This is a genomic window from Silvimonas iriomotensis, from assembly GCF_014645535.1.
In the GTDB taxonomy this organism is placed as follows: Bacteria; Pseudomonadota; Gammaproteobacteria; order Burkholderiales; family Chitinibacteraceae; genus Silvimonas; species Silvimonas iriomotensis.
The window spans coordinates 35,476-59,544 of the sequence record NZ_BMLX01000003.1 but is presented as its reverse complement, the minus strand read 5'-3'; the positions used below and the strand labels follow the sequence as shown (position 1 = coordinate 59,544).

Annotated in this window: 17 protein-coding genes; 13 read left to right on the top strand and 4 right to left on the bottom strand. The window is 62.1% G+C overall.

From position 1 onward, the window contains the following. Positions 1-150: 150 nt before the first annotated feature. Complete coding sequence (locus tag IEX57_RS11810) at positions 151-339, top strand: hypothetical protein (RefSeq protein ID WP_188704576.1); 189 nt, start codon at positions 151-153, stop codon at positions 337-339. 59 nt (positions 340-398) lie between these two features. On the opposite strand, the gene IEX57_RS11805 is transcribed toward IEX57_RS11810, so the two are convergent. Further along, positions 399-653, bottom strand: coding sequence for a YkgJ family cysteine cluster protein (locus tag IEX57_RS11805; protein WP_188704575.1), 255 nt, complete (start codon positions 651-653; stop codon positions 399-401). Between the two features lie 352 nt (positions 654-1,005). Here IEX57_RS11805 and IEX57_RS11800 point away from each other — a divergent pair, with 352 nt between their 5' ends. From IEX57_RS11800 to IEX57_RS11780, 5 genes are read left to right on the top strand one after another with little or no spacing between them, the layout of a single operon-like run. Next, entirely contained in the window at positions 1,006-3,051 is a 2,046-nt protein-coding gene (locus IEX57_RS11800; protein ID WP_188704574.1) for a DUF2298 domain-containing protein, read from the top strand. A gap of 24 nt (positions 3,052-3,075) precedes the next feature. After that, positions 3,076-5,100 (top strand): DUF2298 domain-containing protein, encoded by a 2,025-nt coding sequence (locus IEX57_RS11795; protein WP_188704573.1) that lies wholly within the window; start codon positions 3,076-3,078, stop codon positions 5,098-5,100. Between the two features lie 15 nt (positions 5,101-5,115). Next, complete coding sequence (locus IEX57_RS11790; protein ID WP_188704572.1) at positions 5,116-6,102, top strand: glycosyltransferase family 2 protein; 987 nt, start codon at positions 5,116-5,118, stop codon at positions 6,100-6,102. A 4-nt stretch (positions 6,103-6,106) separates the two neighbouring features. Continuing rightward, positions 6,107-7,099 carry a lysylphosphatidylglycerol synthase transmembrane domain-containing protein gene (locus IEX57_RS11785; protein WP_188704571.1) on the top strand — a complete coding sequence of 331 codons (993 nt, stop codon included), beginning with the start codon at positions 6,107-6,109 and terminating at the stop codon, positions 7,097-7,099. After that, positions 7,096-8,427, top strand: a complete 1,332-nt coding sequence (locus IEX57_RS11780; RefSeq protein WP_188704570.1) for an NAD(P)/FAD-dependent oxidoreductase — start codon at positions 7,096-7,098, stop codon at positions 8,425-8,427. Before IEX57_RS11785 ends, IEX57_RS11780 begins: the two co-directional genes overlap by 4 nt. Positions 8,428-8,445: 18 nt before the next feature. On the opposite strand, the gene IEX57_RS11775 is transcribed toward IEX57_RS11780, so the two are convergent. Continuing rightward, on the bottom strand, positions 8,446-8,841 hold the full coding sequence (locus tag IEX57_RS11775; RefSeq protein ID WP_188704569.1) for a YidB family protein: 396 nt from the start codon (positions 8,839-8,841) through the stop codon (positions 8,446-8,448). 597 nt (positions 8,842-9,438) lie between these two features. Here IEX57_RS11775 and IEX57_RS11770 point away from each other — a divergent pair. The 5 genes from IEX57_RS11770 (at position 9,439) to IEX57_RS11750 (ending at position 19,604) form a co-directional block, all read left to right on the top strand. Continuing rightward, complete coding sequence (locus IEX57_RS11770; RefSeq protein WP_188692146.1) at positions 9,439-9,831, top strand: response regulator; 393 nt, start codon at positions 9,439-9,441, stop codon at positions 9,829-9,831. Between the two features lie 130 nt (positions 9,832-9,961). Continuing rightward, a complete protein-coding gene (locus IEX57_RS11765; RefSeq protein WP_308423796.1) occupies positions 9,962-10,327 on the top strand; it encodes a response regulator in 366 nt (121 codons plus the stop codon). 69 nt (positions 10,328-10,396) lie between these two features. Then, positions 10,397-10,909 carry a chemotaxis protein CheW gene (locus IEX57_RS11760; protein ID WP_188704568.1) on the top strand — a complete coding sequence of 171 codons (513 nt, stop codon included), beginning with the start codon at positions 10,397-10,399 and terminating at the stop codon, positions 10,907-10,909. 172 nt (positions 10,910-11,081) lie between these two features. Further along, positions 11,082-13,253 carry a methyl-accepting chemotaxis protein gene (locus IEX57_RS11755; protein WP_229708992.1) on the top strand — a complete coding sequence of 724 codons (2,172 nt, stop codon included), beginning with the start codon at positions 11,082-11,084 and terminating at the stop codon, positions 13,251-13,253. 306 nt (positions 13,254-13,559) lie between these two features. After that, positions 13,560-19,604 carry an Hpt domain-containing protein gene (locus tag IEX57_RS11750; RefSeq protein ID WP_188704567.1) on the top strand — a complete coding sequence of 2,015 codons (6,045 nt, stop codon included), beginning with the start codon at positions 13,560-13,562 and terminating at the stop codon, positions 19,602-19,604. Positions 19,605-19,670: 66 nt separating this feature from the next. On the opposite strand, the gene IEX57_RS11745 is transcribed toward IEX57_RS11750, so the two are convergent. Beyond that, positions 19,671-20,738 carry a citrate synthase gene (locus IEX57_RS11745; protein ID WP_188704566.1) on the bottom strand — a complete coding sequence of 356 codons (1,068 nt, stop codon included), beginning with the start codon at positions 20,736-20,738 and terminating at the stop codon, positions 19,671-19,673. An 85-nt stretch (positions 20,739-20,823) separates the two neighbouring features. Between IEX57_RS11745 and IEX57_RS11740 the strand changes: the two genes are divergently transcribed. Both IEX57_RS11740 and IEX57_RS11735 read left to right on the top strand, forming a co-directional pair. After that, entirely contained in the window at positions 20,824-21,978 is a 1,155-nt protein-coding gene (locus IEX57_RS11740) for a citrate synthase family protein (protein ID WP_188704565.1), read from the top strand. An 87-nt stretch (positions 21,979-22,065) separates the two neighbouring features. Then, entirely contained in the window at positions 22,066-22,644 is a 579-nt protein-coding gene (locus IEX57_RS11735) for a hypothetical protein (RefSeq protein ID WP_188705080.1), read from the top strand. Positions 22,645-22,664: 20 nt separating this feature from the next. Here the strand turns inward: IEX57_RS11735 and IEX57_RS11730 are convergent, their stop codons facing one another. After that, positions 22,665-23,999, bottom strand: coding sequence for a sensor domain-containing protein (locus IEX57_RS11730; RefSeq protein ID WP_188704564.1), 1,335 nt, complete (start codon positions 23,997-23,999; stop codon positions 22,665-22,667). Positions 24,000-24,069: the final 70 nt, after the last annotated feature.

The following is a 24,069-nucleotide window of genomic DNA, read 5'->3' as shown; positions in this document are numbered from 1 at the left end:
ACCGGGTGGCAATCAAGGTTTAACACTCCCCCCTGCCGTGAGTAATCGGTGCGTCGTCGTCGAAACATAAGGACCCCACCCATTACGTCGGTAACAGCGGTCAGGTTCGACGCCCCACGTTGCCATTTCACACCAATCAGACGAGAGTCTATGACCACACCGATTCTTGCAGACCTTTACCGTACAGCCAAAGCGCTCAGTGTTAGCGGCGGTAAATCCGAAGAAATCGCCGATTCACTTGCTTTGTTCATCGATGCCGCGGGGGATGCCGGCAACGAAGACTTGCTCGTCGAGGCCATCGACTTGGCTGCCCTCACCCTTGGTTTCGAACGCAGATGACGATGGTGAATAAATCTATCTAGGCCGTTTCCTCCCCTGCCTCGTGGACGGCCATTTTTTTAGGGCGTGGTGGCCACTTCCAATTGGGTTAGCCAAAGCATCGCCTCCTCCCTCGTCGAGCCACACATCTCCAGAGACGCCTGCAACCCTGAGCAACATGATGGCCTCTCCGGCTGGCCAAAGATGCGGCAAAGATTATCTGCCGTTAGCTGGACGCAACGTTGACCCGCGGCCTTGCCATTTGGCATTCCAGGGATGGGACTGGATATAGAAGGAGCAGTGCAGCACGCACCGCAATCAGGGCGACAAATCATAAGGTGTAATTAAGTGGACAACGGCTTGCCCTGGGGCATGCCCGGCAAGGGGCTGGTAATGGACGGCGCAATGCAACAGGCACCGCAGCCAGAGCGGCAAGACAATTTCATGCCGGCATTGGAACCGCCGCACCGGGTTGTTGCAAGTGCCATCTGTCCTTTCGTGTCCGGTTGGCCCCGGCGCAACAAGTTCTGGCATAGTACGCAGCACAACTTATAGCAAAGCGCCCTGGCAAGATTGTTCCGCCTGAGGCCAAAGCATGATAGAAACCCGGACGCACTCCAACACCAGGGCGTAACCGCATTGCGGGCGACCCGACGGAGCGATCCGGTTCCCGGAGGAGGGAGAACAATGGGCCCCATAGCCCTTTTGCTGACGCTATTGATCCTGGTGGTCAATCTGGCGGGGATAGCGCAGTGCCTTGAACGCCGTTTTGGCGGCGATACTGATCTGGCGCGGGCGGCAGGCGTGTTGCTGCTGTGCCTTGTGCTGTTTTTTGTCGAGCACTTTGTCGGGCTGGGCAAGCTGGCCTGGCTTTGGCCGATCAGCACGGCAGCCGCTGTGCTGGTGCTGAACCGGCGTCTGACCAGCAGCGCCTGGTGGGACAAACAACAGCCCTTTGCGCTGGCTTTCCTGTTTGCGCTGGCCTGGCGCTACGCCTTTCCCGATATCGACGCGCAGTCAGAGCATCTGACCGATCTGTATTTCGTCGCCAATTATCTGGGCGGCGATACCTTGCCGCCGCCGGATCAATGGCTGCCCGGCTATCGCTTTGATATGTATTACGGCTTTTTGCATTACGCCACGGCGTTGCAAGGACGCATTCTGAATCTGGATGCAGGCCGGGCGATGAATCTGGGCTTTTGCACCACCTTTGCCTTTACCGCCAGCCTGGCCTGGAGCCTCACCGGGCGTTTCCTCAAACGCTTTGGCGCGCGCCTGCTGGTGGTCGCTGCGCTGACCGTGGGCGGCACCGGCGTCGCACCGCTGATCCCGGTGATCTACGATCTGCCTGGCGATACGGCAAGCGCGGCCGATGCCAACGCCGTGACCCGCCTGTGGGCCAATACGCGCTTTGCCGGTTTGTACGATCAGCAAGTCAATACCACGCTGGGCCGCGCGCTGTTCCCGGCGCTGGCGCCAGAAGACAAACCGTTACCGGATTTCCAGCCGCGTGAACTGCCGCTGGAAACGATCTCTTATTACACCTATCTGGGCGATCTGCACCCGCCGGTCGGTGGCTTTGCCCTGCTGCTCTTTGTGCTGGCCTTGATTGGCGCGGTGGAGGCCCCGGCCCGCCTCAGCCCATCTGCCCAGGACGAGGCCGATGAAACAGCCCCGGCAGCCGGGACGGGTGTCTTTTTGCTGGGCCTGAGCCTGCCGGTGCTGCTGGCACTCAACCCGTGGACGCTGCCGCTGCAAGCCTTGTTGGTACTGGGCTGGTGCGTCTGGCGCTGGCGCAGCGGCCACAATCCGCACTGGCTGGCCCTGGTGCTGGGTGGCGTGGTCGGCGGCGCGCTGATTTACCCGTTCATGCTGCACTTTGCGCCCAATGCCGTGCCCACGCATATCGCACTGGTGAACGCACTGGATCACACCCCAATCCGCCAGTTCCTGGGCCTCTGGTGGCCGGTGCTGACGCTGGCGGTCCTGGCCCTGGTGGGCGGCCCGAAACAGCCGCGTACCTGGTGGGCTGGCTGGATGGTGCTGATCTTGCTGGCCATCACCGAGATCTTTTTCGTCGATGACCCGCTGGGCGACCGTTATAACCGCTTCAATACCACGCTCAAGTGGTGGTCCTGGCTTTACCCGGCCGCGATGGTGTTGCTGGGTACGCTGACGCTGGCCTCCCCGCGCAAGGTGATTCGCGTGCTGGCTTGCGTGCCGCTGCTGGCCAGTTGTCTGTACCTGATCCCGCAAGCGCAGTACTGGATGCATCATCCGCGCCCGCACGCCGGCCGCCTTGCTGGCGATGGCTGGCTGAATGATGACCCGGGCCAGCGCGCCATCCTCAATTACCTGCGCAGCGCGCCCAAAGGGCTGGTGCTGGAAGGGCTGGATAACGGCTCTTACAGCCCGCACGGCGCCTTTGCCCTGCATAGCGGTCAACCCTCGGCGCTGGGCTGGCCGGATCACGAGGGACTGTGGCGCGATCACCCCTGGTTTATCAATCGTGACGCTGACTTCATCCGCGCGCTGTATCACGGCAGCCTGCCGGATGCCGCGCAGTGGCTGGCCGCGCGCAATGTGCGCTACATCGTGTGGAGTTCATTCGACCAGCAGCGCGACCCGGCCGCCTTTGCCCGCATGCAGGACCTCCTGGGCAGCCGCTATCTCTGGCACCCGTTCGTAGACAACCCGGGTGATCCGCGTGGTCTGTGGGAACTTCGCCGCTAAAGAAAAGAACAAGGCATCAACACCATGAACATGATTTTCCTGCTTGGCAGCCTGATCTTGTTGTGGCTGCATCTGGCCAGTGTCAGCGTCTCGCTCAGCCACTGGTTGCCGCTGCCGATTGCCCGCGCGGCGGGGGTACTGGGCATCACGCTGGTGCTGTGCGCGCTGGAGCATTTTGTCGGGCTGGGCCGCATCAGCTGGGCCTGGCCGCTGACCACCGCCGTGGCGCTGGGTCTGTTGTGGCTGCATCGGCCGGAGTTGAAAAGCCGCCTGTTCCGGGCATCAGAACTGGTGTTCGGGCTAGCGTTCCTGTACGGACTGGCCTGGAAATTCTTGCTGCCGGATATTTACCCCACGTCCGAGCGCGTCACCGATCTGTATTTCATGCAGAACTATTTTCCCGGTGACACGCTGCCGCCGCTGGATATCTGGTACCCGCCGCATCACTTTGATTTCTACTACGCCTTCCAGCATTACGGCGCGGCGCTGATGGGCCGGCTGTTTGGCTGGCAAGCCGGTTTTACCTACAACATCGCGTTTGCGCTGGTCATGGCCATGTCGCTGTCGCTGGCCTGGGATTTCGCCAGCCGCTTTGTTGCACGCCTGGCCCCGCGGCTACTGCTGATTGCGGCACTGGCGCTGGGTGGCACCGGCATCACCCCGCTCATGCACCTGGTGGCCCATGACAACCCGTCCACCCCGGCGGACTGGGCGGCCAATGACTACATGTGGGGCACCGCGCGTTTTATCGGCAACTATGAATTGCGCCTGCGCGAACAAGGCACCGATTTTGGCCGCGCGCTGTTCCCGCCGCTGGCCGATGCCGACAAACCCGCACCGGATTTCGAAGTGCGCGAAATCCCCATGGAGAACTTCGGTTACCAGTTCTACCTGGGCGACTATCATCCGCCGCTGGGCAGCTTCTTTTTGCTGTTCCTGGCGCTGGCACTGATCGGCTGGCTGGAAGCCCCTGCCCGCAAGGATGAACCCGCCGCGCCGCAAAAGCTGGCGCAAGCGCTGCTGGCCGGCGCCGTGCCGGTCATGCTGATCACCAATACCTGGATTTTCCCGTTTTCCGCGCTGCTGTTGCTTAGCTGGATCGGCTGGCGTTATCAGCAAAAACGCCCGCCAGACTGGACTGCGCTGATCGCCGGCGGGTTGGCGGGTGCGCTGCTTGTGTATCCGTACCTCTCCGGACTGGCCAGCCAGGCCATCAATACGCCGATCAAACCGGTGCGCTGGATGGATCACACCCCGCTCCTGCGCTTTGTGGTTTTCCTCTGGCCCATGCTGGTTTTGCTGGTTGCGGCGTTGTTTGAGAAAAAAACCCGGCCGCTGGCCCTGATGCTGGTCGTCGCCTTTGGCGCCATGCTGCTGGTGTCCGAGTTCATCTACGTGCAAGACCCGTCCGGCGGCAAGTTCATCCGCACCAATACCACCATGAAGTGGTGGGGCTGGATGTATAGCGGCGCCCTGCTGGCCCTGGGCACCATGGCGCTGGCCAGCCCGCGCAAGGCCGCGCGCTGGGTGGCGTACATTGCGCTGGCCCTGCCGTGCACTTATGCCTTTGATACCGCCTGGTATCTGTACCAGACCGGCAAGGGCGATATGGGCAAGCTTGATGGCACGCATTCGTATATCAACGAGCCCGCCACGCGTGACCTGGTGAACTATCTGCGCAATGCCCCACGCGGCATCGTGCTGGAAAACTGGTACGGCGACGCCTACACCAACCAGACGCTGGTGGCCTTGTTCTCTGATCAGATTTCCATGCAAGGCTGGCCCAACCATGTGAGCCTGTGGCATGGCGCCCCGCGTGATGTCTGGATGCAATCGGACAAAACCAAGGCGTTCTTCCATGGCGAACTGCCCAATGCGCTGGACTGGCTGGCCCTGAACCACGTGCGCTACATCGCCTGGACCCGTGGCGAGAGCGGTCTTGGCATGACGGCCTGGCAGAATATCAATAACGCCATCAGCAGCCAGTACAGCTGGCATCCGTTCTACGCAGACACGGGCTCGCAAGTGGGTCTGTGGGTCCGCAAATAAACGCGAGGAGCCAGCATGAGCCGCCCGCTGCTGTCCATTGTGGTGCCGTGTTACAACGAAGAAGAAGTCATTGGCGAAACCACGCGCCGTCTCAACGCCTTTTGCGCTGAACTGACCGATCTGGATTACGAACTGGTGTTCATTGATGACGGCAGCCGTGACCGCACGCGCGCGCTGCTCAAGGACATCGCTGCGGCTGATCCGCACGTGCGCCTGATCGCATTTGCCCGCAATTTTGGTCACCAGATTGCGGTCTCGGCCGGCCTGGATGCAGCCCATGGCGACGCCGTGGTCCTGATCGACGCCGACCTGCAAGACCCGCCCGAGGTGGTCCACCAGATGATCGCGCGCTGGCGCGAGGGCTACGACGTGGTCTACGGCACCCGCACCGATCGCCCCGGTGAATCGGCGTTCAAGCTATCCACGGCGCGCACATTCTATCGCTTGCTGAACAAGCTCTCGGATGTCCCCATCCCGCTCGATACCGGGGATTTCCGCCTGATGAGCCGCAAGGTGGTGGATGTGCTGCGCGCCATGCCTGAGCGTGACCGCTTTGTGCGCGGCATGGTCAGCTGGGCCGGGTTCCGGCAGATCGCCTTGCCCTACGCCCGCGCCGAACGCTTTGCCGGCGAGAGCAAATATCCGCTCAAGAAAATGATCCGCTTTGCCACGGACGGCATTCTGTCGTTCTCCAGCAAGCCGCTGCAGTTATCCATCGGGGTCGGCATGACGGCTGCGGCACTGGCCTTGCTGGGCATCGTGTATGCCGTGGCCTTGCGCTTGTTCACCAATATCTGGGTCGAAGGCTGGACCGCGCTGATGATCGCCGTGCTGTTCCTGGGCGGCGTGCAACTGGTGTGCGTGGGCATTCTGGGCGAGTACATGGGCCGCGTGTACAGCGAGGTCAAACGCCGTCCGCTGTACGTGGTGGATGAATATATCGGCTATGCCGGCGGCCACGGCCCGGCGGTGAGCCGCAGCCCGGTGGTGGATCGCAAGTAAACGTATGGCTAAACCCGGTAAATCCTTGATGCGCCTTGTGATCGGCGCTGCGCTGGCGGTGTTGTTCACCTGGCTGATTTTGCGCCAGATCGACTGGCATGGTCTGGTCTCTGCCCTGGCCGCCACCCGGCCTGGCTGGGTGCTGGCGGCGCTGGGCGCGTTCTTTGTCGGCTACAGCTGCCGCATTGCCCGCTGGCGCGCCATGCTGGCCAAAGATGTGCCGGGCATTCGCTGGCTGACGTGCGCCGGGCCGTTGCTGGCCAGTTTTGCCACCAACAATGTGCTGCCGTTCCGCGCAGGCGACGTGCTGCGCGCGTTTGCCTTTAACCAGCGCCTGGGCGCGACCTCCGGCACCGTGCTGGCCACGCTGTTTGTCGAGCGCCTGCTGGACCTCTTGATGGTGCTGGTTTTGCTGGGCGCCGCGCTGATGGTGTTCCGGCTGGATGTCGCCAGTTTCTCTGGCCTTGGCGCCGGCTTTTTGTTTGCGCTGGCCCTGGCCATTCTGGCGGTGCTGCTGTTCCCGCAAGCCTTTGCCCCGCTGGCGCGCGCCGCCACCGCCATCATCGCCCGCTTTGCGCCGGGCATAGGCGCCAGGCTGCGCACCGAGGTCGACAAAGGCCTGACCACGCTGGCGCATCTGGCCAGTGGCACCACCATGCTGCGGCTGGTGGGCTGGTCCCTGGCGGCGTGGTTGTCTGAAGGCTTTGTGTTCTGGCTGGCCGCGCAATCCTTGCCGGATCTGACGGCACCTGCCGCCGGCTGGCTGGCCTTGCCGGTCGGCACGCTGGCGACGTTGATCCCGTCCACGCCAGGCTATGTCGGCACCTTTGATTATTTCACCGTCCACGCCATGACGGCGCTGGGCAACGGCACCACTGCCGCTGCCGCGTTTGCCGTGGTCGTGCATCTTTTGCTTTGGCTGCCGCCTACCGTGCTGGGTGGCTTGTACCTCATCCTTAACCCGCTTTCCCGCCAGCCCCGGAACCAGATGTCATGACCGCCCTTCCCGCCAGCACCCGCGTCGCCGTCATCGGCGGCGGTTTCACCGGCCTTGCCGCCGCTTTTGAACTGGCGCGCGCCGGTGTCGATGTCACCGTGCTGGAAGCCGACGACCATATTGGCGGGCTGGCCAGCGCATTTGATGTGGAAGGCGAAAAGCTCGACCGCTTCTATCACCACTGGTTTACCAACGACCGTGAAGTGATGACGCTGATCGATGAACTGAAGCTCAACGATCACGTCGCCATCAACCCGACCAATACCGGCGTGTGGTTCGCCAACAACTTCTTCAAGCTCTCCACACCGGCAGACCTGCTGCGTTTTACGCCGCTCAGCCTCATCAACCGCATCCGTCTGGGCCTGCTGGCCTTGCGCGCACGCAAGGTCGATGACTGGATGGCGCTGGAAGGCAAGACCGCGGCCGAATGGCTGCGTGAGCTGGGCGGCGAGCAAGTCTACAAGGTGGTGTGGGAACCGCTGCTCAAGGGCAAGTTCGGGCCGGTGGCCGACGATATCTCGGCCGTGTGGTTCTGGAACAAGCTCAAGCTGCGCGGTGGCAGTCGCGGCAAGGGCGGCGAAGAGCGGCTGGCGTATTTCAAAGGCGGCTTTGTGGCGCTGGCCGAAGCGCTGGCGCGGCAGGTTGAAGGGCTGGGCGGCAAGGTGCTGACCAGCACGCCAGTGCAGCGCTTTGAAAAGATCGATGGCAAGTTCCATATCGAGACACCGCAAGGCACGCTACTGGCCGATGAAATCATCGCCACGCCCGCCCTGCCGCTGATTGCCGGCATGATCGGCCATTGGGCCGCGCCGGACTACCTGGCGCAGCTGAACCGCATTCACTATCTGGCCAACGTGTGCCTGGTGCTGGAGCTGGACCGCAGCCTGTCGCAAACCTACTGGCTGAACGTCAATGACCCGACCTTCCCGTTTGTGGGCGTGATCGAACACACCAATTTCGAGAAAGCCGAAACCTACGGCGGCCGGCACATTGTGTATCTGTCCAAATACCTGCCGCACACCGACGCGCTGTACACCATGAACGCCGACGAGGTGCTGGATTTCTCCATCCCCTATCTGCAAAAGATGTTCCCCGCGTTCAGCCGCGAGTGGATCATCCGCCACCATGTGTGGAAAGCGCGCTGGTCGCAGCCGGTGGTAGAAAAACACTACAGCCGCCTGATCCCGGCCGAACAAGGCCCGGTGGCCGGCTTGACGCTGGCCTCGATGGCGCAGATCTACCCGGAAGACCGTGGCACCAATTATGCGATTCGTGAAGGCAGAAAAACGGGCCGCACACTGGCGGCCCGTCTGACTGGCAAAGGTTGAGCCCCTCTGCCGGGTGACTCAACCAAACAATTTGCCCTTGAGCATTTCCATGCCCGAGGCCAGCAGGCTGTCTGACGTCGGCAGCTCGCCATTGGGCGTGATGCCATCCACGGCTTTGGGCAAGAGTTCAGAAATATGGCTGGCCGCCTGTTGCGGATCGACCCCCAGCTTTTGCGCCACGGCGGCAACGGTATCGCTGCCCAGCACTTGCTGCACCTGATCAGCAGAGATCGGCAGATTCTGGCCATTGCTGATCCAGGACTGGGCGACCTCGCCAAGGCCGCCTTGCTGGAATTTTTCGATCAGGCCAGAGACGCCGCCGGATTGCTCCAGCAAGGTGCTCAGGACACTGGCGGACGGGTTGTTGCTGTCTGCACCGGACAGCATGCTGCCCAGTTGATCGAGTAGAGACATGATTGCTCCTTGCGGTTGACGTTGGAAAACACAAAGGTGCTGGTCGTGCGCACCGATCAACGCAATGCCAGTGCACAGAACCGGGGACTCGGCGGGATAAGCGGTATGACCTGCCAGCGGATTGACCGTGGTGGAATCAGCAATTGACTGATCTCAATCCATTGCTTTCATACGCATTTATAAGAAAGTCCATTCTCACAATTCAAGCGTGACGAGCCGGTTTTCCGCCAGACGTCGCGGCGTTTGTACCGTGCGTCATCCCAACCGCCACAAATCGCGGAACATCTTGAAAATCACGGGGTTTTCGGGCGGACGAGGGTGATCCGGCAGGGGGCTGCTGCGCTCGCAACACGGTGCGGCATTAGCCTTGTCTAATTCGAGAATGCGCCGGTATGATCCACGACACATCATGCCCAAGGCATGTTCAGATCAGGGATAGCCGCAGTTGCACCCGGTTCTACCGATGTAGATGCAAGGCAAGCGTTGTTGACGCGCACCGGTTCATGCGCAAGCTGGCGAGGGGGATAACCACAATGTCGCCAACCGGGTCGGGTCAGCCGCTTTCAGACAAGTGGTTGCAGTAAGGAGAGGAACACCATGCCCAGTCTTACCGGGGTCAAAGTGATGGTGATTGACGATAGCAATACCATCCGGCGCAGCGCGGAAATCTTTCTGGGTCAGGCCGGTTGCGAAGTCATTCTGGCCGAAGACGGGTTCGATGCGCTGTCCAAAGTCAGCGATCACAATCCGGACGTGATCTTTGTCGATGTCATGATGCCGCGGCTGGACGGGTATCAGACGTGTTCGCTGATCAAGAAAAACCCGAGATTCAAGGCTACGCCGGTGATCATGCTGTCGTCCAAGGACGGCCTGTTTGATCGCGCGCGCGGCCGGATGGTGGGGTCGGACGAATATCTGACCAAGCCATTTACCAAAGACAGCCTGTTGTCGGCCGTCGATCAGCACGCCCGCGCCCGTCAGGCCGGTTGATTGTGCGTTGAGCGGCACCAGCACGCAGTAACAGAAGTCATAACGCAAGTTGGGCGAATGCAGTTGACCGGCGCCAGATCACAGGGCCGGCACGTTGTACCAGGTAACACCTCACACGGAACCAAGTCTCATGTCTATCAAAAAAGTGCTGATCGTGGATGACTCTCCCACGGAGCGTCATTTCCTTGGCGAACTCTTGACCAAAGCCGGTTATCAGGTCTTGACCGCTGAGTCGGGCGAAGAAGCCGTGGCCAAGGTCAAGGACATCATGCCCGACCTGATCCTGATGGATGTCGTGATGCCCGGCATGAATGGCTTCCAGGCTACGCGCATTATTTCGCGCGACGACGTAACGAAACATATTCCCATCATCATGTGTACTTCCAAGAACCAGGAAACCGACATGGTGTGGGGCAAGCGGCAAGGCGCGGTGGAATACATCGTCAAACCGGTCGATCCACAAGAGCTGTTCAACAAGATCGCCGCGCTGTCGTAAGACGGTAGTGGTCAACCCGGCCAGAACAAGACAAGACGGCCGGGCGGATTGATTCCGGGGGGAATGAACATGGCCAAGCGAATCAGCTTGCGCGAATACCAGGAAGGCGTAGTCGCCCGCTTGAAAACAGCGGCGGCGGCAGAACACGTCGACGCCCATCTGGGCGTGCGCATTGGCGACAGCAACTGGTTGCTGGATCTGGCAGACGTCGCCGAAGTCATGCCGGTACCACCTATCAGTGGCGTGCCGCTGGCTTATCACTGGTTCCGCGGCGTGGCCAACGTGCGGGGTAACCTCGTGAGCGTTTCGGATATTTCGGCTTTTTTTGGCGGCCAGAATCTGACGCAAACGGCGGCCGCCCGCCTGATGTTGCTGCATTCCCGCCATATTCTGCATTCGGCGGTGCTGGTCGATCGCATGCTCGGTCTGAAGCACCTTGCCGATATGCAGCCGGATACTGAAGCAGAGCCCCACGCCTGGGCGCAGGCAACATATCGGGACGCAAACGGGCAGCGCTGGCAGACACTGGATGTCGCCCGGCTGGCCACCGACCCGCAGTTTTTACAAGCCGGTGTGAATTAAGAACGTGTCCACGGTGCAACGGTCTGGCTTGCAACGTGGACAAATGCTTAATAAACAACGGATTATCTCGCACTTATTTATTTTGTATTGATTTCGCGCAAGCGACTGACGTGAGACGCGCAACCAGCGCGCAGACGTACAGGGGCAAAGCAGGATCGGGAGAAGCACCAAAATGGCACGGAAAACGGATGGCCTGAAGGGCATGTTTGGCCGCAAGAACAAAACTGGCGATGACGCCCCCAAGAAAAGCGACTCGGTAAAAACGACGTGGATTCTTGAGAAACTGCGTTTGCCCGAAGGCGACGAAGACGCGGTTCTGCGTCCGGTACCGCTGGTCGGTCACCTGCCGGCCCGCCAGCAAGTGGCGTGGCTGCTGGGTACGGTGGCCGTGACCGGTGTCGGCGCGGCGCTGATTGCGTTCTTTGCTTTCCAGGCTTCCGGCGTGAACGCTGAACGTCGTTCCACCGCGACGGAAATGCAGATGTTGTCGCAGCGGATTGCGCGTGCGTCAACGCTGGCCGTGCGGGGCGACAAGGATGCGTTCCAGATTCTGGAAGACGCCTACAACCGTTTCGACAACGACTTGAACAGCCTTTCCGGCCACAGCCTGTTCGGCCTGTTTGTGCGTAACCCGTCCGGTACGCTCGACTCGGTGCAAACCGTGTGGACCCAGTCGTTCCGTCCCAATCCCAGCCGCCCGACTGTGGATACCATTCTCAAGCAAAAGCAACCGCTGATCACCGTGGGTCAGTCCGTTGCCGGTATTAACGAGAACGATGCCCGTCTGCTGGAACTGACCCAACAGTTTGCCGCCATGTTGACCGAAGGCGGCGGCACGGCGCATGAACTCGATTACGCCAACCAGCTGGCCATGTTGTCGCAGCGTATGGCCAAGAACGCCAACGCCCTGCTGGCGTCCGAGCTGATCAACCCGGAAACCGTGTTCTTGCTGGGTAAGGATACGTCGACGTTCGGTGACATCATCAACGGCTTTATTGATGGTTCTGACGAACTGCAGATCCGCCCGGCCAACACCTCGGCCATGGTCTCCAAGCTGCAGGAAATCAAGACCTACTTCCAGCGCTTCCAGACTGTGGTGACCTCGTTCTCGCACAACATGCAGCCGATGGTGAACACGCGTCTGGCGAACCAGACCATCGTGCGTGATTCCGAGCCGCTGCTGAAGAACTCGGTTGAACTGGCCAGCGTGTATGAAAACACCTCCGGCTCGATCCTGATTACCGTACTGGAAGTCTTGTTCATCGGTACCGGTCTGGCCGCGCTGTTCTTCCTGCAACGGGTGTACAACCAGGAATCGGTACGCCGTCGTCTGCAGATCGAAGGCGAAAACAAGAAGAACCAGGAAGCGATTTTGCGCTTGCTGAACGAAATGTCCGACCTCGCTGACGGTGACTTGACCGTGCGTGCATCGGTGACCGAAGACCTGACCGGCGCGATCGCTGACTCGATCAACTACACGATTGAAGAGCTGCGTTCGCTGATTACCGGTATTAACCGCGCCACCGAACAGGTGGGTCAGGCCACCGGCGAAGCGCAGGGCGTATCGAGCGAGCTGATTGCCGCTGCCGACCGCCAGTCGCGTGAAATTCAGAACACGAACAACACCGTTGAACAGATGGTGCGCTCGATCCAGGACGTGTCGCACACCGCCAGCCAGTCGGCCGAGGTTGCGCAGTCCTCGCTGGCTGCTGCTGAACAGGGCGCCAGCGCGGTAAACAACCAGATCAAGGGCATGAACGAAATCCGCGAACAGATCCAGGAAACCGCGAAGCGGATTAAACGCCTGGGCGAATCGTCGCAGGAGATCGGTGAAATCGTGGAACTGATTTCCGACATTACCGAACAGACCAACGTACTGGCGCTGAACGCGGCCATTCAGGCGGCGGCCGCCGGTGAAGCCGGTCGCGGCTTCTCTGTGGTTGCCGAAGAAGTGCAGCGTCTGGCGGAACGCTCCGCCGAAGCGACGAAGCAGATCGGCGCGATTGTGAAGACCATTCAGACCGATACGCACGACGCCGTGGCCGCTATGGAAGTGTCCACCCAGGGTGTGGTGGAAGGGGCCAAGCTGTCTGACGCCGCAGGTCGCGCACTGACCGAGATTGAACGCGTTACGCGTGAACTGGCTGTGCAGATTCAGTCGATTGCGCAGGAAACCGAAGGTCAGGCCACGCTGGCAGCCCGCGTGAACGCCTCCATGCGCGACATTCTGTCGGTGACGGAACAAACGTCCGCCGGTGTGAAACAGTCCGCTGTGGTGGTCGGTCAGCTGAACGGTCTGGCCGAAGGCCTGAAGAGTTCCGTTTCCGGCTTCAAACTGAGCTGATCGCAGTAAACATCGCACTGCTCTGGCTGCGTCAGGTGCACTGGGCATGATTCAGTCATGCAGCCAGCCCCGACAAGGCTACGCCAGGGGCACGTTCGCGTGCCTTTGCCAGAGCAGCGCGCGGTTCGCTGTATCCAATAACAGGGAGCCATGCCGCCAGCGGCGACATGGCAAACCCGAACGAATTTACCGAGGGAGGGTTGACTGCTCGCACGGACTGGATGTGCCTGCGCCAGGCGTTTTACCTGAGCGTTGTTTGAGCCACCACGTGCGTTGTCACCTTTCCGAACGAACCGGATCAACTTCATGAGCGTGCATACCGAATTTGACCAAGGCTCCCTGATCTGGGTGAAGGGAGAGCTTGAACAGACGCTGGGCCGCGCGGCCGAGGCGCTCAAGCAGTTTGGCACCACGCCCGATGCTGCCCTGCTCAAGCATGCGCAGACCCACCTGCACCAGGCCGTTGGCGCCCTGCAGATGGTTGAATTGCAAGGCCTTGCGCGTTATTGCGAAGAGGCTGAACACCTGGTCGCCAGCGTGGCGCGCGAGGAAACCGGCAACCACGCGCTGGATGCCGCGATCACCGTCACCAAAGACGCCATTGCCTACCTTGAACGCATTGCCGCCGGCTCGCCAAACGTGCCGCTGGTCTTGCGTGATCCGCTGGTCAAAGTCGCCGCCCTGCGCGGTCAGACCATCAGCGGTGCTGAACTGTTTTTCCCGCAGCTGGGCCAGTTGGTGGTCCCGGCTGAACTGCCGACGCACACCGTGCCGGATGCCGAGATGGCACCGTGGGTGCGTCAGCAACGTACCCGTTTTGAATCCGGCCTGCTGCGCTGGCTGCGCTCGCGCGATGCGGGCGGTGCCGCCGCCATGGCAAAAAGCCTGACCGAGCTGGCCAGTGCCCAGAGCATCATGCTGCCGCGCGCCTTCTGGTGGAGCGCCGCTGCGGTGGTCGATGCACTGCCGACCAACAAGCAAGAAACCGATCTGGACCCGCGTCACCTGTTGATGCGGCTGAACCTGCAACTGCGTCGTCTGGCTGATGGCTCGACCCGCGTGGCAGAGCGTCTGTTCCGCGATCTTCTGTACATTCTGGCGCACGATCAAAGCCAGAGCACGCTGGCGCAAAAACTCAAAGCCGCGTTCGAGCTGGAAGGCATGCTGGCCGATGCCGGCGCGCAAACGCTGTCGCCGCAAGCACAAGCCCGCGCCCAGACAGCACGCCAGCTGCGTGAAGAACTGGGCGCCGCCAAGGATTTGTGGAGCCGCGTGGCCGCCGGTCAGCAAGACCGCCTGCCGCAACTGGCCGCTGAAATCACCCGGCTCTCTCACCATTGCGAAGCGCTGGAAATCCCTGGCCTGAACAAGCTGTGGGAAGGCGTATCGGGCGTGTTCGAACGCTGCGCTGGCCGCGGCATCAGCGAGCCTGAAGCGCTGGAACTGGCCACCGCCATGTTGCTGGCCGACAGCGCGCTGGCCGTGTACCCGCAACAGGCCGATGATTTCCCTGAGCAAGTCGAAGCCATGCTGCAACGCCTGGCCAACCCGGCCATGGCGGCCGAAATCGACCTGCCGCAACTGGATGCCGTCAGCCGCGAAGCGCAGGAAAAACTGCTGGTCGCGCAACTGGCGCAAGAAATGCGCAGCAACCTGCGCGGCATTGAAGACACGCTGGATGCGTTTTTCCGCGACCCGTCGCAACGGGCCGCACTGGCCGGGCTGGATCAGACCATCTATCAGGTGCAAGGCGCCTTGATGATGCTGGACAGCCAGGACGCCGTCGCCCTGCTGCTGGCCGCGCACGAGCGCGTGCGCCATCTGGCAGCCGCAGAAGCAGACCCGGAACCGGCTGAACTGGAAGAACTGGCCGAAGCGTTCTCGACCATCGGCTTCTATGTTGATGGCCTGGAACAAGGCCGTGATGACAGCGCCGCCCTGCGCCCGATGCTGACGCGCCTGACCGGCGAAGTCGCACCGGTAGAAGTAGCCGAGCCCGATGTCATTGCCGCACTGGAAACCGAGCCGCCGATTGGCGAGCAGCCGGTGATCGAGTCCGAGCACATCGAGATTGTCGAGCCGGAAACCAGCCGTCCGCTGCCGTCGTCCGAAGAAGCGGTCGACGCCGAACTGCTGGAAGTCTACCTGGAAGAAGCCGCCGAAGTGCTGGCGACCATCGCCGGGCAGCTCGAAGTATCGCGTCATGCGCCGCATGATCGCGAATCCATGACCGTGATCCGCCGCGGCTTCCACACCCTCAAGGGCAGTGGCCGCATGGTGGGTCTGTTCAACCTGGGCGAAGCCGCCTGGGTGGTTGAACAACTGCTGAACAAGTGGCTGCAAGCCGAACACCCGGCGACGCCGGCCCTGCTGCAACTGATCGACGACGCTCATCACTCGTTCCGTGCCTGGGTGGCGCAACTGTCCGAAACCGGCGGTGCGCAGGTCGATTCGTCCGCACTGGCCGCACAAGCCGAAGCGCTCAAGCAGCAACTGGAACAAGGCAACGTGCTGACCACCCCGGTGGCCGCGCCAGCGCCGGAACCGGTTGCGTTCCAGCCGGCCGATGTCCCGGCAGAACTGCCGCCGTTGTTTGAAGCAGCGCAAGAACACGAACACGACGAAGCCGCAGCGCCGTCGGTAGAACTGGCCGACGAACTGGCATTCGACGCCCCGACGATCGAACTGGGCGACGATCTGGCCGAGACCGAACTGGTAGTCGATACTCCGGCCCCGTCTGATGAAGTCCAGATCGGCCATGTGGCGGTGTCCACCACGCTGTTCGGCATTTTCTGTGACGAAGCCGGTCGCCACCTGCAAGCCCTGCTGCAAGGCCGCACGGCCCTGCAACATGGCGATCCGCTGGCACCGTCGTTCCTGCTGTCTGCCCATACCCTGGGCGGCATTGGCGCCACGGCGGGTTTCTCGCCGCTGGGTGATCTGGCCTACGCGCTGGAGCAATCGGTACAGCGTTCGGCCGAACCGCCGGTGGAGCCGCTGATTCACGCGGTAGACCGTCTGGAACAAATGCTGGGCGATATTTTCGCGCAGCGTGATCCGGGCAATGGCGTGGCCGAGATTGCCGCGCTGGCAGAACGCAACGAACAAGCGCTGTCGATTGCGCTCAGCGACGTTGCAGCCGAGCCCGCCCCGGCCGCGCACGAAGAACTGGTGCTGGACGATATCTCGCTGGACAGCATCGAGCTGGATGAAGAGCCGCTGGATGTCGCCGCCGCGCATGAACATCTGGCCGCAGTGGAAGAACACATTGCCGCCGCACCGGCTGGCGATGAGATCAATCTGGACGCGTTCGAGCTGACCGACCCGTCGCCCGAAGAACTGGCTGCGCTGGCCTTGCTGGATGGCACGCATCTGGACGAGCACGGCGAACCGGTGGCCCCGCACGAAGCCGTAGCCGCGCCGCATGAAGATGATCTGTCGTTTGATCTGGAAGAATTCCCGGTTGATGGTCTGACCGTGGAAGAAGAACCGCCGCTGGCCGCTGAAGCCGCGCTGGACCCAGCTCACGAAACCACCGCGCATGATCTGGAAGCGCTGCTGGGCGAAGGCGATCTGTCGCTGGATCTGGATGTGCCGCCGGAAGAAGTGGCGATTGAAGTCGCCGCGCCGACCGAAGAACCCGCCGTTGAGGCGCACACCACCGTCACCGAACTGACGCCGGCACCGGCGCCGCAGGCGGAGGCGGACGCCACGCATGAGGCCCTTGTCACCGCGCACGAAGCGCTGGTCACGGTGCATGAGGCGCTGCTCGCCACCCAGGCAGAGCCGGCGCATCACACGGACGCTGAAACCGAAGCCGAAGCCGACGCACACGCCGAAGAAGAACTGACCGCCCTGGCCCTGCCAGAGGACGAGCATCACGCTGAACCGGTGGCCGAGCTGATTGAAGCCGAGCCATTGGAAGCGGTCTTTGAAGCCGAACCGGTAGCAGAACCCGAGGCCTTTGAAGCCGCGCCTGCCGCGATCGAAGCCGTTGAGTTGCCGCCGGAACTGGGCCACGTGGTGCAACCGCTGGCCATGGCAGCGCAGGAATCGCTGCCGGCTGCACTGGCCACAGGCAGCAGCCTGACCGATCGCAAGGCCGAGCTGGACCAGACACTGAACGACGAAATTGACGATCAGTTGCTGCCGGTGTTTGTGGAAGAAGGCGACGAATTGCTGCCGCAAGTCGGGGGCGCGCTGCGTGCCCTGCGCGATGGCGACATGGCCGAAGCCGACCGCCTGAAGCGGATTCTGCACACCCTCAAGGGTAGCGCGCGGATGTCCGGTGCGATGCGTATGGGTGAAGCCACCCACCGCATGGAATCGCGCCTGCTGGCCGCCGGTAGCACCGTATCGGGCCCGCTGGTGGACGAGCTGGAATCCGACTACGACCTGATCAACCTGTTGTTTGACGAACTGGCAGGCCGCACGCCCAAGGCCGCTGATGTGGTGGGCCAGACCGCGCAAGCCGTGGCCGCCACGCAAGCTCGTGGCCCGGCCCAGCCGCTCCTGGCCGCCGCGCCGGATGCCGAAGGCAAGACCACCATCCGCGTGCGTTCCGAGCTGGTGGATGATCTGGTGAACCAGGCCGGTGAAGTGTCGATTGCGCGTTCCCGCATTGAATCTGAAATGCTGGCGCTCAAGAGCTCCTTGCTGGATCTGACTGAAAACGTGACGCGTCTGCGCACGCAAATGCGTGAACTGGAAATCCAGGCCGAATCGCAAATGCAGGCGCGCACGCGTGAATTCCAGGAATCGAACCAGTCGTTCGACCCGCTGGAGTTCGATCGCTTTACCCGTCTGCAGGAAGTCACCCGTTTCATTGCCGAAAGCGTGAACGACGTGGCAACCATTCAGCACAACTTGCTGAAGAACGTGGACGAATCTGCCGCCGCGCTGACCGCGCAGGCCCGCATGACCAAGGAACTGCAACAGAACCTGATGCGCGTGCGCATGGTGCCGTTTGCCAGTATCTCTGACCGTCTGTACCGCCTGACCCGTCAAACGGGTAAGGAAGTGGGCAAGAAGGTCAACCTGGAATTGCGTGGTGGCCGCGTTGAAATTGACCGCGGCGTGCTGGAAAAAATGATCTCGCCGTTTGAGCACATGCTGCGTAACGCGATTGACCATGGTCTGGAAACCCCGGACGAGCGTGAATCTGCCGGCAAGAGCGAGTTCGGTGAAGTCCAGGTGGAAGTGCGCCAGGAAGGCAACGAACTGGTTGTGATGCTCAAGGACGACGGCAAGGGCCTGAACATGGAACGCATCCGCGCCAAGGCGCTGGAACGCGGCCTGATCGACCCGACGCAAGAAGTGGCCGACCGTGACCTGATGCAGGTGATCTTCGAGCCGGGCTTCTCGACCGCCTCTGCCGTGACGCAGATTTCCGGCCGCGGTATCGGCATGGATGTGGTGAAGAACGAAATCGGTAACCTGGGTGGCCGCATCGACGTCGATAGCGTGCTGGGCCAGGGCACCAGCTTCACCATCCACCTGCCGCTGACGCTGGCGGTGACGCAAGTGCTGCTGGTCAAATCCAGCGAGCGCCTGTACGCCATCCCGTCGGTGATGATCGAACAGGTCCAGGAACTCAAGCAGGATGCGCTGGCGCAACTGTACGAGAACCAGGCGCAGGAATGGCTGGGCGGCCGCTATCCGTTCTCGTATTTCCCGCGTTTGCTGGGTGATGCCGAGGCGATGCCGGAAACCAAGCGCTTCTCTACCGTGTTGCTGCTGCGTTCCGGTGCCAACCGCATGGCGCTGCACATTGACGAACTGGTGAAGAACCAGGAAGTGGTGGTGAAGGCCATTGGCCCGCAACTGGCACGGATTCCTGGCGTAGCCGGCTCGACCGTGCTGGGTAACGGTGAAATCGTGCTGATCATGAACCCGCTGGCCCTGCTGGCCCACGGTGAAGTGGTTGCCACGCAGAAAGACAGCGGTGCAGTAACGGCTGCCAGCGTCCCGGAACAGCTGCAAACCACACCGGTGGTCATGGTGGTGGATGACTCGCTGACCGTGCGCAAGATCACCAGCCGTTTGCTGGCCCGTGAAGGCTTCCAGGTTCAGACCGCCAAGGACGGCGTTGACGCCCTGCAGCAGCTGGTGGATCTGAAGCCGGCGGTGATGCTGGTCGACATTGAAATGCCGCGGATGGACGGGTTCGAATTCACCCGTAACGTGCGTGCCAACGATGACACCCGCCACATCCCGATCATCATGATCACCTCGCGTACGGCCGACAAACACCGTAACTACGCGTTTGAACTGGGCGTGAACGTGTTCCTGGGCAAGCCTTACCAGGAAGACGAGCTGATGGGTCACATCCGCAGCTTCATCACCCAGTAAGCGCTTTGGCGCTCAAAACAAAACCCCGCTGCGGCGGGGTTTTGTTTTTGCTGCGGCCACAGCGGTTCAGGCCGCTTGCGGTTCCGGCCACGGCCCGATGTATTGCGAGGCCGGCCGCAACAGTCGCCCGGTTTGCTGTTGCTCGCAGGCATGGGCAATCCACCCGGCCGTGCGGGCGGCGGCAAACACCGGCGTAAAGCCACACCGCGCAATCGCCAGCGCTTCCAGCAACAAGGCGGTGTAGAACTCGGTGTTCACATCCAGCCTGCGGCCCGGCTTGTGCCTGGCCAGCGCCTTGAGCCCGGCCTGCTCCACGGCCTCGGCCAGCGCAATGCGGTTGTCGCGCCCGCGCAAGCCGCTGACCGCGTGCTTGAGTACATCGGCGCGCGGATCACGCACGCGGTAGATCCGGTGGCCAAAACCCATCAGCCGTTCACCCCGGGCGATCGCAGCGTCAATCCAGGCATCGGCGTTGGCGGCTTCAGCGATGGCATCGAGCATATCCAGCACCGGGCCCGGTGCGCCGCCATGCAGCGGCCCTTTCAGCGCCCCCAGCGCGGCCACGACGGCAGAGGCCAGGCCTGCTTCGGTCGAGGCCACCACGCGTGCGGTGAAAGTGGACGCATTCAAACCGTGATCCATGGCGGCCACAAGATAGGTCTCAAACGCGCGCACTTCACTGGCGTCCCCTGCCTGACCCCGCAACATGCGCAGCAGGTCGGCCGCATGCCCGGCATCGGCATTGGGCGAGAGTGGCGCGGCATTGGTCGCCGCGCGGAGGGCGGCCGCCATGGCCACGCCGGCCGCGCCCAGCAAACCTGTTGCATCAGCCGGTTCATCCGGCACCGCCGCCAGCAAAAAGCGCATGCCTTCAATGGCGCTCATGCCCGCCAGTTGCGGCAACAGGGGGTGAAAACGCTGCCAGGCCGCGCAACGCGCCTGGCCCAGGCTGCCGGCAAGATCAGCCGCATGCGGCACGATGTCTTGCCACAACAACGCCGCAACCTCTTCAAAAGTCCAGTGGCCAGCCAGTTGTTCCAGTTCAAATCCGCGCAGGATCAGCCGCCCTGCCTCGCCATCAACATGACTCAGGCGCGTTTGCGCCGCGATGACGCCATCCAGTCCAGTCGCCATTTTGTATTCTCCGTGGGTCAGACATGGACAGCCTATCAATACGTTGATTTAATAAAAATCTTGAATCACTAAATCAATCTATTTCATGGCAGAAACCCCATCCGGTCTGGTGGATGCCGCGACCGCTGCCCGCATGCTGGGCGTGAGTCTGGCGACGCTGTATGCCTATGTCAGCCGCGGCGTGATCCGCAACGCCGGCCCGGCCAGCGATCCGCGCGCCCGCTGGTATATCGAGGCCGATATCAAGGCCTGGCTGGCCCGCAAACAGCGCCAGCGCCGGCCGCGTGAGGCCGCGCGCCATGTGCTCGACTGGGGCTTGCCGGTGCTGCAAACCGCCATCACCCGGATTGACCAGCAACAACTGCAATACCGCGGGCAAGACGCAGTAACGCTGGCCAGGCACGCCACGCTGGAACAGACCGCAGCGTTACTCTGGCATGCCGATGACACGCTGGACTGGCACGGTGCCGCGTCGTACCCGCGCTTGCCAGCAGGGTTGCCGCCGCTGCAACGCGCGACGGTGGCACTGGCACTTGCGCCGGTTTGCGCTACGCATGATGCGCCGATCGCCCAACAACAGGCCGAGGCCATCGGCCTGATGCATACGGTGTGTCATGCGCTGGGCGGCCACCCGGGCCTGCCTTTTCATGCCGCGCTGGCCCAGGGCTGGCGCAGGCCGGAACACGCCAGTTTGCTGCGCCAGGCGCTGGTGCTGTGTGCCGATCATGAGTTGAATGCATCGACCTTTGCGGTACGCGTGGCCGCCTCTACCGGCGCCAGTCTGGCCGCCTGCCTGCAAGCCGGGCTGGCCACCCTCAGCGGCCCACGCCACGGCGGTTTGACCCAGGCCGTGGGCCAGGTGATCAACGACATGCTCGACACGCCAGGGCCGGACCCGCTGGGGCAATATCTGGCCGCCGGGCAGGCACTGCCGGCCGGACTCTTTGGCCACCCGCTTTACCCGGATGGCGATCCCCGCGCCCGGCATTTGCTGGGGCTGATTGCGCCTGATGCGGCTTTTGCGCACGTTGTTGCGCAACTGAGGGCACATCTGGGCGATCACCCCTCGCTGGATCTGGCGCTGGTCAGCCTGGTACGCAGTGTGCGCTTGCCGCTGGACCATGCCTTGCGGCTCTTTGCCATGGGCCGCTGCGCCGGCTGGATCGCCCATGCGCTGGAGCAAAGGGCCACCGGGCAATTGATCCGGCCACGGGCGGAATTCACGCGCGATAGCGAATAACGGCGCCAGGTGATTGCAAATTGCCACGATGCTCAATACGATCTGCGTCAACTTATTGAAAGACGAGCCTGCGCTTTGCCCCGGACCATGGTTCTTGCCCGCCCGCTGTCGCTTTCTGTTCGTCGCAATCGTGCCACCGCTTTTTCGGCGGCGATTGTCATCAATATTTTGTGTTTGTGGCTACTGCAATACGGCGTGCGTGCCCCGGCAAGGTTGCGGCTACCCACGCGGAAAACGCTGGTTGAACTGATCCCGCTGGCCAGCCCGGCGCCGGCCAGGCCAGCCATACCGGCCCCGACGGTGCCCACTCAGCACGCCAGCACGCATCTGCGCCCTGCACCGCCTTCCAGAACCGCCATCACGCTGGCGCAACCGCTGACCAGACCCGACACGCCGCGCCCCGTGGCTTCAGAGCCGGTACGCAAACTGGATATGGAAGCCCTGCGCAACAGCGCGCGCGATGCCGCAGGCCAGGGCAATGCCCCGTCGGCCATTGAACTCAACCTGAAACCGCAACAAGAAGCCGCGCAGACCGCGCTGGGGCGGGAAATGGGCAAGGCGCAACGCGCTTCTTGCAAGACAGCGCATGCCAATTTGCTGCTACTGGCACCGCTGGCACTCTTGCACGATACCGTCACCGATACCGGTTGCAACTGGCAGCAATAGTGGCCGTGTGGTGCGGTTGGTCAGCTTTGTACTGCGCAGCCACCACTGCGCTTGCACTGGTACATGGCACTGTCGGCGTGCTTGAGTAACTGGCGCGCATCCAGCCCGTGTTCCGGGTACAGCGCCACGCCGATACTGACCCGCAGCGGGTGGACGTGATTTTCAATCATCACCGGCTGGCTAACCGCCACGGCCAGTTTCTGGACGGTCTCGTTGATGTTGCCGGGCTCGAAGTTCTCCAGCAGCACCACAAATTCATCGCCAGACAACCGCGCCACCGTATCGGCCCGGCGCACGCTTTTTTGCAGACGGCGTGCCACTTCCTGCAGCAAGCCATCACCGGCCGCATGGCCCCACAGATCGTTGACCATCTTGAACTTGTCCAGATCAAGGTACAGCAGCGCCAGCGCGCGGCCATCACGCTGGGCCCGGGCAATGGCCATATCCAGCCGGTCGGCCAGCAAGGCGCGGTTGGGCAGCCCGGTCAGATCGTCGTACTGGGCCTGTCGCTGCAGACGTACCTGCATTTCCTTGTGCTCGATCGCCATGCTGATCTGGGTCGAAATAAACTGCAGCGCTTCGAGTTCGTCGTGATCAAACGTCTGACCACTGGTGCGCATCAATGCCAGCACGCCCAGCGAGCCCTTGCTGCCGTGCAATGGCACGCCCAGCCAGGCCAGCGGCAGCTCGGCCATATCGGCCGCCAGCGCGGCAGACCAGGTCGGATCATCCAGTCGCAGCGACAGGCCGGTGGTGAACACGTGGTTGAAGGCCTGCGCCAGCGAGCGTGGCCGTGGCGCCATGATCCGGCGCGCGCCTTCCATATACCAGGGATAAACCAGGGCACCGGTCTGTTCGTCACGCAGCGCCAGCGCAAAATTGTCAGCGGGGATCAGCGGGCTGACCACCTGGTAGATCATGCGGTACAGCGCCTGGGCATCTTCCGCCACCTGCGCCGCTTCAGAGATCGCATAGACCGCCGCCTGCATGGCTTCGGCCCGTTTGCGCCGGGTCACATCACGGGCCACCGCAACGCGCAACTGGTCAGACTCTGACCAGCGCGCCGACCACATCACATGGACCAGCCGGCCATCTTTGCGGACATAGCGGTTTTCAAAGCCGACGCGGTCCTTGCCGCTCATGACTTCGCCAGCCTCGGCCAGCGTGCGCGCCCGGTCTTCGGGCGCCACCATGTCGATCATCACCCGCCCGACCATCTCTTCTGGCGTATAGCCAAAGACACGTTCGCATGCGGCGCTGACGTAAACGAAACGTCCTGTGCGATCGACTGCGCACACAACGTCTAGCAAAAGGTCTGCAAAGCCGGCAGACAGTGGCTGGTATTCCGTCTTCATAACTACAGAATACGTCAGCCGCCGTTCCGACTCTATAGTTGACCGGTCTGTCGCGTCTTTTGCTACACAG

Bases quoted from the DNA above. Each gene is read 5' to 3' on its own strand.
- IEX57_RS11765 (WP_308423796.1), top strand. From the start codon at position 9,962: ATGTCTATCAAAAAAGTGCTGATCGTGGATGACTCTCCCACGGAGCGT.
- IEX57_RS11760 (WP_188704568.1), top strand. From the start codon at position 10,397: ATGGCCAAGCGAATCAGCTTGCGCGAATACCAGGAAGGCGTAGTCGCC.
- IEX57_RS11775 (WP_188704569.1), bottom strand. From the start codon at position 8,841: ATGTCTCTACTCGATCAACTGGGCAGCATGCTGTCCGGTGCAGACAGC.
- IEX57_RS11780 (WP_188704570.1), top strand. From the start codon at position 7,096: ATGACCGCCCTTCCCGCCAGCACCCGCGTCGCCGTCATCGGCGGCGGT.
- IEX57_RS11755 (WP_229708992.1), top strand. From the start codon at position 11,082: ATGGCACGGAAAACGGATGGCCTGAAGGGCATGTTTGGCCGCAAGAAC.
- IEX57_RS11785 (WP_188704571.1), top strand. From the start codon at position 6,107: ATGGCTAAACCCGGTAAATCCTTGATGCGCCTTGTGATCGGCGCTGCG.
- IEX57_RS11740 (WP_188704565.1), top strand. From the start codon at position 20,824: ATGGCAGAAACCCCATCCGGTCTGGTGGATGCCGCGACCGCTGCCCGC.
- IEX57_RS11800 (WP_188704574.1), top strand. From the start codon at position 1,006: ATGGGCCCCATAGCCCTTTTGCTGACGCTATTGATCCTGGTGGTCAAT.
- IEX57_RS11750 (WP_188704567.1), top strand. From the start codon at position 13,560: ATGAGCGTGCATACCGAATTTGACCAAGGCTCCCTGATCTGGGTGAAG.
- IEX57_RS11810 (WP_188704576.1), top strand. From the start codon at position 151: ATGACCACACCGATTCTTGCAGACCTTTACCGTACAGCCAAAGCGCTC.
- IEX57_RS11745 (WP_188704566.1), bottom strand. From the start codon at position 20,738: ATGGCGACTGGACTGGATGGCGTCATCGCGGCGCAAACGCGCCTGAGT.
- IEX57_RS11735 (WP_188705080.1), top strand. From the start codon at position 22,066: ATGGTTCTTGCCCGCCCGCTGTCGCTTTCTGTTCGTCGCAATCGTGCC.
- IEX57_RS11730 (WP_188704564.1), bottom strand. From the start codon at position 23,999: ATGAAGACGGAATACCAGCCACTGTCTGCCGGCTTTGCAGACCTTTTG.
- IEX57_RS11770 (WP_188692146.1), top strand. From the start codon at position 9,439: ATGCCCAGTCTTACCGGGGTCAAAGTGATGGTGATTGACGATAGCAAT.
- IEX57_RS11790 (WP_188704572.1), top strand. From the start codon at position 5,116: ATGAGCCGCCCGCTGCTGTCCATTGTGGTGCCGTGTTACAACGAAGAA.
- IEX57_RS11805 (WP_188704575.1), bottom strand. From the start codon at position 653: ATGATTTGTCGCCCTGATTGCGGTGCGTGCTGCACTGCTCCTTCTATA.
- IEX57_RS11795 (WP_188704573.1), top strand. From the start codon at position 3,076: ATGAACATGATTTTCCTGCTTGGCAGCCTGATCTTGTTGTGGCTGCAT.